Here is a 12,719-nt window from a genome sequence, read left to right on the forward strand (position 1 = left end):
CGTGCCGTGCCGGAACCGCGAATCCGCGGGACCGGCACGGCACGCTCACACAGGTACCGGGGATGAAGATCGACTGGAACCGGCGGACCTGCGCCCGCAAGGGTCACGTGACCTACGCGCCGGACGACCCCAGACTCCGCATACCGCATACCGCTGCACGCCGCACGGCTCGGGCCCGGCGTCCGAGGCGCCGCTCGTCCCGCGCGGACCACTACGCCCTGATCGAGACGGTCGGCCTCTCGTGAGCCAAGCGCTGGGCGGGATACCTCACGGGGGTTAGGGCACCGGGCGGTAAGACATCCTTTCATTGGAGATTGCCAGGTCCTGGGTTCGCTACGGCTGCCTCTGCAAGCGTCGGTACTCCTTCAGACGCTCCTGGGACCACAACGTCCAAGGATGGGACGCGCCCAGCACGCGAGCCCGGGCCTCCGCCACTGCCTCTACCTGTTCGATCGCCTCCGCATACCGGCCGAGTTCCGCCAGGACGGTGCTCAGCAGCGACCTGGCGGCCAAGGTGATCGGGTACTCGGGCCCGTAGCGCTGCTCGTGCGCCACAAGGGCTCTGCGGGCACTGGGAAGTGCCTCAGCGGTTCGCCCTGCGCGACGGAGGAGATCCGCCTGGTCGAGTTCGGCGATCAACGTGATCGGATGCTGCTCGCCGACTGTTCGGCGGCAATCCGCGACGAGGGTTTGCCCCATGACGACTTCCTCGTCCAGCTCTGCTCCTGGGGCTACTTCCAGAAGCGACGCCCGCGCGAGGAGCGTTGACGGGTGGACGGATCCCAGTATCTCGGTCCTGCCCGCGATGACCCGCTGGATCAGCTGCACTGCTTCCGGTTCGCGCCCGAGTTGCCACAGCGACCGTGACAGCCCTAGACAGCTCTCCAGAGTGTCCAAACCCGCAGGGCCGAAGGCGCGCTCGCACGTTTCAAGTACTTGGCGGTGCAGGACCTCGGCTTCCTCGAATCGTCCGAGCCGGTACACAGCCCGACCGGCACGTTGGCGCAACCTGAGAACCAGCGGGTGGTCCTCGGACAGACGCTGCTTGGCGAGTTCGACAGCTTTGTCGGCGACGGCCAACGCCGAGGAGTAGTCGCCGTCACGGTGAAGCGCGACCACGAGCCGCAATGAGCACTGGGTGGCTTCTTCCACGACCGATCGGTCGACCGGCCAGTCCACGACCCTCCGCAGCAGCGCCAGTACATGAGGGGCGAGCATGTTCATTCGAGGGTCGTGCGTTGCGCGTTCCGGAGCCTCCGGCAGCGCGGCTTTGAGTTGCCGGGCGGCCGTTGCGGCGAGCTGCTCATACTGGTCGGAGGAGATGGTCCGGGCCACGCTGTCGAGCAGCACACCGTGGGTGCGCAGGCAGCGCACACCACCGGGCAACAGCTCCGTGAGGGACTGGTCGAGCAGTCCGCGAAGAGCTGACTCGATACGGAACGCTGGTAGGGCCGGGCCGACTTCGGCGCCTGAGAGCAGCGTCAGCGGCAGCGGGTCGTTCGCCCAGCAGGCGAGCAGTCGCAGCAGACTGCCGGCTTCGGGCAGGCCCTGGCCGGCAAGGGCGTCGAGGGAGAGTTGCCACGTTCGGCCGAGCAGGTGACGTGAGTCGCTGCCGCCCAGGGCGCCTTGGTCGATCAGCTCGATGGGATCGAGGCCGTCCTCGCCGTCGAGCCGTCGGCCGTAGTCGGCCATGGTCCAGGGGTCGATCACCTGGTGGGCCAGGAACCCGCCGGCGAGCGTGAGCGCGAGCGGCAGCCGACCGAGGCGGTCGGCGACTTCTGCCGCGTCCTCGACCGTCCCGGCGTCCGGTGCGAGATCGCGCAGCACCAGGGCGGCTTCGGCGCGTGGGAGTACGCCGAACTGGAGGAGTTCGGCACCGGGCCACCAGTGAGCTGCTGCTTGTCGGCTGGTGACGATGACGATCCCGGCTGGGCTGGTGCGCAACCAGCCGCCCTCGCGGAGGATCGCGGGATCGTCGGCGTTGTCGAGGACCAGCAGCCAGGGCCGGTCGGAGTGGTCGAGGCGCTGCCAGACAAGGTCGGCCGCGGGGCGCAGTCCACTGCGTGCGCCCATCAGTTCGCCGTCGGTGGCACCGCGGTCGGCAGCGACCGCGAGCATCCCGGCGCGCAGGGAGGCGGGGTCGGAGGCGTTGACCCACAGGCCGATCCGGTCGGCGTGGTGGGTAGCGTGCTCGAAGAGGGTGCAGGCGACGGCGGTCTTCCCGCAGCCGCCGAGGCCGTGCAGGACGTAGACGCGATTGCCGACGCCAGGTTCGACGGCGGCGCGCAGGCGGTTCATCTCTTCGGTTCGGTCACGGAGCACTACCGGGGTACGGCCGACCGCGGGGCGGCGAACCGAGTCCGGGCCGCTCCAGTCGGGGCTGTGGTGGTGGTGTTCGGTGATGTGCTGGTCGCCGGAAGCCTGGTAGATGCGGCCCTGGCCGTCGGCCTGGGCGTCGTTGTGGCCGGTCACCGCTCGTTGAAGTTCTGGTCTCGGCCTGCCTGGTAGACCCGTGCGTACCCGGAGGCGGTGGCGTGCTGCGTGACCGACGGAGTCACAGGTGTCGCCGGGGCCAGTTCTGCGAGCAGCGTCCGCAGGCCGTCGGCGGCCTCAGGATGTGCCACGAGCAGCCGCCGGATACGCCCCTGCCACTCCGCACCCAGCTCTGAGGGCGTGCCTGCATCGCTGCTGTCCCGCGCAGCCACCAGCTCGTCGCGGGTCGCGTCGAGCTCGGCGGTGATGGCATCGGCCCGCTCCGGCTGACTACGCCGCCACAACGAGGCGATACCGTCCCTGGCCTGCTGCCACACCTCGGTCGTCAACGAAGACACCAGGGTCGTCCCTGCGGTTGCCGCCAGCGCAGCCATCTCCAGATCCACGAATCCGCCCCCTCGTATCGGCCTTAACATGCGATCTCAGACTACTCAGTCCGTCCCGACAGGCACAGCAGCCGGCGCATGGTCCGCGCTGCAACAGGCCGGTGATCCCAGCCGGTTGCCTTGACCCCCGCGTCAATCTCTACCGTTACTGACATGCGAATCGGCGAGCTGGCCGCGCGGGCCGGGACGACCACTCGGGCGCTGCGGTACTACGAGACACGGGGGCTGCTGCCCGCCCGGCGGGACGCGCAGGGGTATCGGGAGTACGACGAGCGGGATCTCACGCTGCTGAGGCAGATCCGCACGCTCCGGGACTTCGGGTTCGAGCTGGAGGAGACGCGGCCGTTCGTGGAGTGTCTGCGGGCCGGGCATCCGGAGGGGGACGCGTGTCCCGCGTCGCAGGCCGTGTACCGGCGGAAGCTGGATGAGCTGGACGGGCTCATCGGGGAGCTGGTGGCGGTGCGGGAGACGGTCGCGGGGCAGTTGCGGCGGGCCGAGGAGGCGCGGGCCGGGCTGGCCGCCGAGGCGCTGGTTCCGGGGGGTCCGGAACCCACGTGCGAGCTGGGAGGGACTAAGGCATGAGTGTCGTCAGTGGACTGGACGAGGTCACGGACGGGAATTTCGAGACGGAGGTGCTCGGCTCCGATCTGCCGGTGCTGGTGCAGTTCACCGCCGACTGGTGCGGGCCCTGCCGGCAGCTGGCGCCGGTACTGAAGGACATCGCCTTCGCGGAGGGCGACCGGCTGAAGGTGGTCCAGCTCGACGTGGACCGCAATCCCGGCACCACCATCGCCTACGGGGTGCTCTCCACGCCCACCCTCATGGTCTTCCAGGGCGGTGAGCCGGTGCGGTCCATGGTGGGCGCCCGCCCGAAGCGGAAGCTGCTGGAGGAGCTGGCCGACCTGCTCTGACCAGGGCGCCCGAAAACGAAGAAATCCCCCGAGCATTGGCGCTCGGGGGATTTCTTTCGGTATATTGGACCGTTCACGACTTCTTTTGGAAGAGGTCATGCGGAAGCTTGATGAGCACAGTATATGCGGGCGGGAGTGGAATTGTCAAACACCGAATTTCCGGACGATGAATTGCGGTTCGAGCAGGAATTCATCGACGGACTCTACGAGCGCGTGGACGACCTGCGCGGCGACACCGAGACCTCGGTCCAGGACGCCCTCGCGCAGGGCGACAAGCCCCAGCAGGCGCGGCTGGAGCGGGACATCCTGGTCGCCGAGCGCTCCGGGCTGCTCGCCGCGCTGAACGCCGTCGACGGCTCGCTCTGTTTCGGCCGGATCGACCTCGCCGACGGCACCACGCACCACATCGGCCGCATCGGCCTGCGCCGCGACGACGGCGAGCGCACCCCCGTCCTCATCGACTGGCGCGCCGACGTCGCCCGCCCCTTCTACGTGGCCACCGGCCACACCCCGATGGGCCTGCGCCGTCGCCGGCACATCACCAGCGAGGGCCGTACCGTCACCGCGCTGCACGACGAGATCCTCGACCTCGGCGACGACACCCGCACCGGCCACGAGGACCCCACCGGCGACGCCGTGCTGCTGGCCGCGCTGAACTCCGCGCGCACCGGCCGCATGAACGACATCGTGCAGACCATCCAGGCCGAGCAGGACGACATCATCCGGGCCCCGCACCGCGGCGTCATGGTGGTCGAGGGCGGTCCCGGCACCGGCAAGACCGCGGTCGCCCTGCACCGCGCCGCCTACCTGCTCTACGAGCACCGCGAACTGCTCGCCCGCCGCGCGGTGCTGATCGTCGGCCCCAACCCCGCCTTCCTCGGCTACATCGGCGAGGTACTGCCCTCGCTCGGTGAGACCGGCGTACTGCTGGCCACGGTCGGGGAGCTGTTCCCCGGGGTGAAGGCCACCGCCGCCGACACCCCGGAGGCGGCCGCCGTGAAGGGCCGCGCCCAGATGGCCGACGTGCTCGCCGCCGTCGTGGCCGAGCGGCAGGCGCTGCCGGACCCGGTGATCGCCGTCGAGCACGACCGCGAGGTGCTGATGCTCGACGAGGGCCTGGTCGCCACCGCCCGCGAGCGCACCCGCGCGGCCAAGCTGCCGCACAACGCGGCCCGCGAGTACTTCGAGGGCCACATCCTCAACACGCTCACCGAGATGTATGCCGAACGCGTGGGCACCGACCCCTACGACGGCAGCAGCCTGCTGGACCCCGCCGACATCACCCAGATCCGCGACGAACTCGCCGAGAACCCCGAAGTCTGGGCCGCCATCGACCAGTTGTGGCCCCGGATCACCCCGCGCCGGCTGGTCGCGGACTTCCTCGCCGAGCCCGACGGCCATCTGTCGCCGAACGACGCCGACGCGGTACGCCGTCCCGTCACCCGTGCCTGGACCGTCGCGGACGTGCCCCTGCTGGACGAGGCCGCCGAACTCCTCGGTGAGGACGACCGGCTGGCCCGCGCCCGCGCCGACCGGGAGCGCGAGACACAGATCGCTTACGCGCAGGGTGTGCTGGACGTGTCGTACGCGTCCCGGACCTACGAGTTCGACGACAAGGAGGAGGACGACCCGGAGTCGTCCGAGGTGCTGTCGGCGCACGACATCATCGACGCCGAGCGGTTCGCGGAGCGGCACGAGGAGGACGACCACCGCAGCGCCGCCGAGCGCGCGGCCGCCGACCGGACCTGGGCGTTCGGGCACATCATCGTGGACGAGGCGCAGGAGCTGTCCCCGATGGCGTGGCGGCTGCTGATGCGGCGCAGCCCGACCCGCTCCATGACCCTGGTCGGCGACCCCGCGCAGACCGCCGAGGCGGCCGGGGTCGGCTCCTGGTCGGAGATCCTCCAGCCTTATGTCGAGGACCGCTGGGAGCACACCCGGCTGGGCGTCAACTACCGCACCCCGGCCGAGATCATGGACCTGGCCGCCGCCGTGGTCCGCGCCGAGCAGCCGGACTTCGAGCCGCCCAGCTCGGTCCGCTCCACCGGCGTACGCCCCTGGGTGCGGGACGCCTCCGGCGACCTGCCCGGCGCGGTCGCGGAGGCGGTGGCCGAGCTGACCCCGGCCGAGGGCAGGCTCGCGGTCATCGCACCGCGCGCACTGCACGACACCCTCGCCGCCCGGCTGGACGGCGTCACGGCGGGCGGCGAGCCCGATCTGACCCGGAACGTGGTCCTGCTCGACCCCCGCCAGTCCAAGGGCCTGGAGTTCGACTCGGTCCTGGTCGTCGACCCCGCCGCCTACGGCACGAGCGACCTGTACGTGGCCCTGACCCGCGCCACGCAGCGGCTCGGTGTGCTGCACACCGGGGAGGTCCCGGCCGCGCTCAAGGTGTGACGGCCGGCCGGGGGCCGGTCTCGCGGCCCCCGGACGGACGCGGTCTCACGCCGGCCGCAGCCACACCGTCGCCAGTGGGGGCAGGGTCAGGCGGATGCTGGCCGGGCGGCCGTGCCAGGGCTGGGGTTCCGGCTTGACGGTGCCCTGGCCCGCGATGTCGCCGCCGCCGTAGCGGCCGAGGTCGGTGTTGAGGGTCTCGTGCCAGGCGGGGACGTCGTCGGGGACGCCGAGGCGGTAGTCGTGGCGTACCAGCGGGGAGAGGTTGGCGACGCACAGCAGTGGGCCGCCCTCGGCGTCGCGGCGCAGGAAGACGAAGACGTTGTCCTCCGCCGCGTCCCCGACGATCCACTCGAACCCCGCCGGATCGGTGTCCCGCTCCCACAGGGCCGGGGTGGCGCGGTAGGCGGTGTTCAGGTCGCGGACCAGGTCGCGTACGCCCCGGTGCTCGGACTCGGCGCCGTAGGCCGGGTCGAGCAGCCACCAGTCCGGGCCGTGCGCCTCGGACCACTCGGCGCCCTGTGCGAACTCCTGGCCCATGAAGAGGAGTTGCTTGCCGGGGTGGGCCCACATGAAGGCCAGGTAGGCCCGGAGGTTCGCGCGCTGCTGCCACCAGTCACCCGGCATCTTCGACACCAGCGACCGCTTGCCGTGCACGACCTCGTCGTGGGAGATGGGCAGGACGTAGTTCTCGCTGTACGCGTACACCATCGAGAAGGTCATCTCGTGGTGGTGGTACTTGCGGTGCACCGGCTCGTGGCTCATGTAGGCGAGCGAGTCGTGCATCCAGCCCATGTTCCACTTCAGTCCGAAACCCAGCCCGCCGAAGCCGCTCGGGCCCCGGTGATGGGTCGGCCGGGTCACACCGTCCCAGGCGGTGGACTCCTCGGCGATGGTGACCACGCCGGGGCAGCGCCGGTAGACGGTCGCGTTCATCTCCTGGAGGAAGGCGACCGCGTCCAGGTTCTCCCGCCCGCCGAACTCGTTCGGCGTCCACTGGCCCGCCTCGCGCGAGTAGTCGAGGTAGAGCATCGAGGCGACGGCGTCCACACGGAGCCCGTCGATGTGGAACTCCTCGCACCAGTACACCGCGTTGGCGACCAGGAAGTTGCGCACCTCGCGCCGCCCGAAGTCGAACTCCAGCGTGCCCCAGTCCGGATGGGCGGCCCGCAGCGGATCGCCGTGCTCGTACAGCGGGCGCCCGTCGAACTCGGCCAACGCCCATTCGTCGCGCGGGAAATGGGCGGGCACCCAGTCCATCAGCACCCCGATGCCCGCCTGATGCAGCTTGTCCACCAGGTACTTGAAGTCGTCGGGCGTGCCGAGCCGGGCCGTCGGGGCGTAGAACCCGGTGACCTGGTAGCCCCAGGAGCCACCGAAGGGATGCTCGGCCACCGGCATCAACTCGACGTGGGTGAAGCCGAGATCACCGACGTACGCGGGAAGCTGCTCGGCAAGCTGACGGTATGTCAGCCCGGGGCGCCAGGACGGCAGGTGCACCTCGTACACCGAGAAGGGTGCCTCGTGCACCGGGCGGTCCGCGCGGTGGGCCAGCCACTCCGCGTCGCCCCACTCGTGGTGCGAGACGTCCACGATCGAGGACGTGGCCGGCGGCACCTCCGTACGCCGGGCCATCGGGTCCGCGCGCATCGTGCGCGAGCCGTCCGGGCGGGTGATCTCGTACTTGTACAGCTCACCCTCCCCGACCCCCGGCACGAACAGCTCCCACACCCCCGAAGAGCCCAGGGAGCGCATCGGGAAGCCGGTCGCGTCCCAGAAGTCGAAGCCGCCCGCGACCCGCACCCCGAGCGCGTTCGGTGCCCACACCGCGAACCGGGTCCCGGTCACGCCCTGCCGGGTCAGCACCCGTGCCCCGAGCGCCTGCCACAGCTCCTCGTGCCGTCCCTCACCGAGCAGATGCAGGTCCAGCTCACCGAGGGTGGGCAGGAAGCGGTACGGGTCCTCGGTCTCGTGCACCGTGCCGTCGTACGACACCAGCAGCCGGTAGGCCGGGACCTCGGTCAGCGGGAGCAGGCCGGAGAAGAAGCCCTCCCCGTTGTCGCGCAGTTCCGCCCGCACGTCCTCGAAGACCACGGTGACCGCCTCCGCGTACGGGCGGAACACCCGGAAAGCCACCCCGCCGGGTACCTGGTGGGCGCCCAGCACGGTGTGCGGGTCGTGATGCGTGCCCGCGAGCAGCCGCTCACGGTCGGCCAGGTCCAGGGCGGGGGATACGGCGGGCACCTCCGGCACCGCGGGCACCTCTGGCGTACGGGCCTTGGGGATCGCGGGCGCGTTCTCCGGGGAGTCCGCCTGCCTGCCGGGTTTCGCCCGGACCTGCTTCACCGGGGCCGCCTGCGAGGACTTGGCCTGCTTCTTGCCGGACTTGCTCTTCGGGCCGGCTGGCTTCTTGGACGTCACGGACGAGTCTCCCGGTCGGGGTCAGGTCGGGGTCAAGACAGGTCGGGCGTGGCGAGGCGGCGCACCGCCGACATCGGCACCGGCAGCCACTCGGGGCGGTGCCGGGCCTCGTAGACGACCTCGTAGATCGCCTTGTCGGTCTCGTACGCGCGCAGCATCACCGGGTCGGTGCGCGGGTCGCGGCCGGTGACCTCGGCGTACCCGGTGCAGTAGGCGGCCCGGCAGGCGTGTGCCCAGGCGGGCGCCGGGGTCTTCGCGGAGTGGGCCGCGTAGTCGAAGGAGCGCAGCATGCCCGCTATGTCACGCACCGGGGGCTGCGGCATGCGCCGCTCGGCCAGCGGGCGGGACGGCTCGCCCTCGAAGTCGATCAGCGACCAGCCGCCGGACGGCGGGCGCAGGCACTGTCCGAGGTGCAGATCGCCGTGCACGCGCTGCGCGGTCCAGGTCTGCCCCTCGCGGGCCAGGTCGGCCAGCGCCTCGAACGCCGAGCGCAGCCCCGTCTCGTACGGCCGCAGCGCGGGCACCGCCTGCACCGCCGCCGTCAGCCGCTCGGTCATCCCGCCGACCAGCAGCTCCAGTTGGGCATGGCCGAGGGTGACCGTGGGCAGGGCGCGGGCGAGCGCGGTGTGCACCTCGGCGGTGGCCCGGCCGAGCGCCCGCGCCTCGCCGGTGAACTCCTCGCCCTTGGCCAGCTCACGCAGCGCCAGCTCCCAGCCGTCGGTCGCGCCGTTCATGAACGGCTGGAGCACCGCGAGTACGTACGGCTCGGTGTCCAGCTCGGCGCGCAGCCAGGCCACCGGCGCGGGCACCCGCTCGCAGCCCTCGCGGGCCAGTGCGAGCGGCAGTTCCAGATCGGGGTTGACCCCGGCGGTGACCCGGCGCAGCAGCTTCAGGATGAACGTATCGCCGTACACCACTGAGGAGTTGGACTGTTCGGCGGTCATCAGCCGGGCCACCAGCTGGTCCCGGATCTCGTGCGCCGGGTCCCGCTCGAAGCGCAGCGCGCCGACGCGGGCGCCGGTGCGCAGGGCCTCCAGCAGCACTTCGGCGGGCCGGGGGTCGTACAGGGCGTCGTAGACCGTGCGCCCGTCGAGCGGGCCGTCCGTGACATGGCCGATCAGCGCGGGCGCCAGCCGGGGCGGCAGCGCCTCGCGCACACCTATCAGCAACTGGTAGCAGTCACCGGGCTGCGGGGGCGCGCCCGGCGCCGGGGGCTGATGGACGCGCACGAGCAAGTGGTAGAGGCCCAACCTCCCGTCCGGAGGCAGGAGTTCAGTGGCTGCCACTAAGTCGAAACCGGTGACCGCGCGCCCCTTTCCCGCGAACCAGCGCTGCCGGGGCAGCCATTCGCGCAGCAGGGGATCGAGCGATTCGAGGAGCTGGGCTGTCGTACCTGACGTGCTGGAGGGGGTGACCGTTTCCGCCATGGGCGTCACGTCCTTTCCCCGGATCGTCGGGGTGTTACTGAACGGTGCCCCGAGCGGGGCGGCGGAAACCGGCAGCCGCCCCGCTCGGCCCAACTACACGGCGTCCTGGCGCAACCGGAACCAGTAGAAGCCGTGCCCCGCCAGCGTCAGCAGGTACGGCAGCTCGCCGACGGCCGGGAAGCGCACTCCGCCGAACAGCTCGACCGGATGCCGCCCGGTGAACCGGCGCAGATCCAGCTCGGTGGGCTGCGCGAACCGCGAGAAGTTGTGCACGCAGACCACGATGTCGTCCTCGTACACCCGCAGGAACGCCAGCACCGCCGGGTTGGAGGACGACAACTCGGTGTAGGAGCCCAGTCCGAAGGCGTGGTTCTGTTTGCGGATCTCGATCATGCGGCGGGTCCAGTGCAGGAGGCTGGACGGGGAGGACATGGAGGCTTCGACGTTGGTGACCTGGTAGCCGTGGACCGGGTCCATGATCGTGGGCAGGAAGAGCCGGCCGGGGTCGCAGGAGGAGAAGCCGGCGTTGCGGTCGGGGGTCCACTGCATGGGGGTGCGCACCGCGTCGCGGTCGCCGAGCCAGATGTTGTCGCCCATGCCGATCTCGTCGCCGTAGTAGAGGATCGGCGAGCCGGGCAGGGAGAGCAGGAGGGCGGTGAACAGCTCGATCTGGTTGCGGTCGTTGTCCAGCAGAGGGGCGAGCCGCCTGCGGATGCCGATGTTGGCGCGCATACGCGGGTCTTTCGCGTATTCGGCCCACATGTAGTCGCGTTCCTCGTCGGTGACCATTTCGAGGGTCAGCTCGTCGTGGTTGCGCAGGAAGATGCCCCACTGGCAGTTGGTGGGGATCGCGGGGGTCTTGGCGAGGATCTCGGAGACCGGGTAGCGGGATTCGCGTCGTACGGCCATGAAGATGCGGGGCATGACCGGGAAGTGGAAGGCCATGTGGCATTCGTCGCCGCCGGTGGAGTAGTCGCCGAAGTAGTCGACCACGTCCTCGGGCCACTGGTTGGCCTCCGCCAGCACGACCTTGTCGGCGTACTGCTCGTCGACCTCCTTGCGGACCCGCTTCAGGAAGTCATGGGTCTCGGGGAGGTTCTCGCAGTTGGTGCCCTCGCGCTGGTACAGATACGGCACGGCGTCCAGCCGGAACCCGTCGATGCCGAGATCCAGCCAGAACTTCAGCGCGGAGATCATCTCCTCCTGCACGGCCGGGTTCTCGTAGTTCAGGTCCGGCTGGTGCGAGAAGAAGCGGTGCCAGTAGTACTGCTTGCGTACCGGGTCGTACGTCCAGTTCGACGCCTCGGTGTCGACGAAGATGATGCGGGCGTCCTGGTACTGCTTGTCGTCGTCGGCCCAGACGTAGTAATCGCCGTACGGGCCGTCGGGGTTGTTGCGGGACTCCTGGAACCACGGGTGCTGATCACTGGTGTGGTTCATGACGAAGTCGATGATGACCCGCATGCCCCGCTGATGGGCCGCGTCCACGAACTCCACGAAGTCCGCGAGGTCCCCGAACTCGGGGAGCACGGCCGTGTAGTCGGAGACGTCGTAACCACCGTCACGCAGAGGCGACTTGAAGAACGGCGGGAGCCAGAGGCAGTCCACGCCGAGCCATTGCAGGTAGTCGAGTTTGGCGGTCAGACCCTTGAGGTCACCGACACCGTCGCCGTTGCTGTCCTGGAAGGAGCGGACCAGGACCTCGTAGAAGACGGCACGCTTGAACCACTCGGGGTCCCGGTCCTTGGCCGGAGTGTCCTCGAAAGTGTCGGGAACGGGCTCGTTGACGATCATATGGCGGGTGACCCTCCGATCCGCGGGTTGGACGGTCGCAGAACCGAGAACACATGCGCGGGTCGACGACCCGGTTCGAGTCGCACATAGTTGGCCCTGCCCCAGTGATAGGACTCGCCGGTGAGCAGGTCGCGCACCGGCACCGACTCGTGCCAGTCGAGGCCGAGTTGCGGCATGTCCAACGAGACCGTGGCCTCCTGGGTGTGGTGCGGGTCGAGGTTGGCGACCACCAGAACCGTGTTCGAACCACTGCGCTTGGAGTACGCGATCACCGCGTCCTGGTCCGTGTGATGGAAGTGGATGTCCCTCAGCTGGTGCAGGGCCGGGTTCTGCCGGCGGATGTCGTTGAGGCGGGTGACGAGCGGGGCGATGGTGCGGCCCTCTCGCGCTGCCGCCTCCCAGTCCCTGGGCTTGAGCTGGTACTTCTCCGAGTCCCAGTACTCCTCGCTGTCCGCTTTCAGTGGCTGGTTCTCGCAGAGTTCGTAGCCGCTGTAGATGCCCCACGTCGGGGAGAGAGTGGCCGCGAGGACGGCACGGATCTCGAAGGCGGGGCGGCCGCCCTGCTGGAGGTAGGCGTGCAGGATGTCGGGGGTGTTGGCGAAGAAGTTGGGCCGCATGTAGGCGGCCGCGTCCCCCGAGAGTTCGGTGAGGTACTCGGTCAGTTCCTGCTTGCTGTTGCGCCAGGTGAAGTAGGTGTAGGACTGCTGGAAGCCGACCTGGGCCAGGGTGTGCATCATCGCGGGGCGGGTGAACGCCTCCGCCAGGAAGATGACGTCCGGGTCGGCGCGGTTGATCTCCCCGATCACCCGCTCCCAGAACACCACCGGCTTGGTGTGCGGGTTGTCGACGCGGAAGATCCGTACCCCGTGCTCCATCCAGTGCCGCAGCACCCG

The 12,719-nt window shown here is 70.0% G+C and carries 8 protein-coding genes and 2 pseudogenes; 4 read left to right on the forward strand and 6 right to left on the reverse strand.

Translation table 11 applies throughout. From position 1 onward, the window contains the following. Nucleotides 1-62: 62 nt before the first annotated feature. Nucleotides 63-223, forward strand: a pseudogene (locus ACIGA3_RS27955) (DUF2127 domain-containing protein); the annotation flags it as partial. Between the two features lie 110 nt (nt 224-333). Here the strand turns inward: ACIGA3_RS27955 and ACIGA3_RS27960 are convergent. After that, nucleotides 334-2,472, reverse strand: a complete 2,139-nt coding sequence (locus ACIGA3_RS27960) for a tetratricopeptide repeat protein (RefSeq protein WP_399720925.1) — start codon at nt 2,470-2,472, stop codon at nt 334-336. Then, entirely contained in the window at nt 2,469-2,879 is a 411-nt protein-coding gene (locus tag ACIGA3_RS27965) for a hypothetical protein (RefSeq protein WP_399720927.1), read from the reverse strand. Before ACIGA3_RS27965 ends, ACIGA3_RS27960 begins: the two co-directional genes overlap by 4 nt. Nucleotides 2,880-3,032: 153 nt before the next feature. Here ACIGA3_RS27965 and ACIGA3_RS27970 point away from each other — a divergent pair, with 153 nt between their 5' ends. The 3 genes from ACIGA3_RS27970 to ACIGA3_RS27980 all read left to right on the forward strand — a co-directional run bounded on the left by ACIGA3_RS27970 (nt 3,033) and on the right by ACIGA3_RS27980 (nt 6,187). After that, on the forward strand, nt 3,033-3,461 hold the full coding sequence (locus ACIGA3_RS27970) for a MerR family transcriptional regulator (protein ID WP_399720929.1): 429 nt from the start codon (nt 3,033-3,035) through the stop codon (nt 3,459-3,461). Next, on the forward strand, nt 3,458-3,790 hold the full coding sequence (locus ACIGA3_RS27975; protein ID WP_399720931.1) for a thioredoxin family protein: 333 nt from the start codon (nt 3,458-3,460) through the stop codon (nt 3,788-3,790). Before ACIGA3_RS27970 ends, ACIGA3_RS27975 begins: the two co-directional genes overlap by 4 nt. A gap of 123 nt (nt 3,791-3,913) precedes the next feature. Then, entirely contained in the window at nt 3,914-6,187 is a 2,274-nt protein-coding gene (locus tag ACIGA3_RS27980) for a HelD family protein (RefSeq protein WP_399720933.1), read from the forward strand. A gap of 45 nt (nt 6,188-6,232) precedes the next feature. Here the strand turns inward: ACIGA3_RS27980 and glgB are convergent, their stop codons facing one another. The 4 genes and pseudogenes from glgB to ACIGA3_RS28000 form a co-directional block, all read right to left on the reverse strand. Then, entirely contained in the window at nt 6,233-8,605 is a 2,373-nt protein-coding gene (glgB, locus tag ACIGA3_RS27985) for a 1,4-alpha-glucan branching enzyme (RefSeq protein WP_399720935.1), read from the reverse strand. 32 nt (nt 8,606-8,637) lie between these two features. Further along, on the reverse strand, nt 8,638-10,032 hold the full coding sequence (locus tag ACIGA3_RS27990) for a maltokinase (protein WP_399720937.1): 1,395 nt from the start codon (nt 10,030-10,032) through the stop codon (nt 8,638-8,640). Between the two features lie 93 nt (nt 10,033-10,125). After that, nucleotides 10,126-11,826, reverse strand: a complete 1,701-nt coding sequence (gene treS / locus ACIGA3_RS27995) for a maltose alpha-D-glucosyltransferase (protein ID WP_399720938.1) — start codon at nt 11,824-11,826, stop codon at nt 10,126-10,128. Further along, nucleotides 11,823-12,719, reverse strand: a pseudogene (locus ACIGA3_RS28000) (alpha-1,4-glucan--maltose-1-phosphate maltosyltransferase); the annotation flags it as partial. The pseudogene ACIGA3_RS28000 and the gene treS, both read right to left, overlap by 4 nt.

It is taken from the genome of Streptomyces sp. NPDC085596 (assembly GCF_044541565.1).
Lineage (GTDB): Bacteria > Actinomycetota > Actinomycetes > Streptomycetales > Streptomycetaceae > Streptomyces.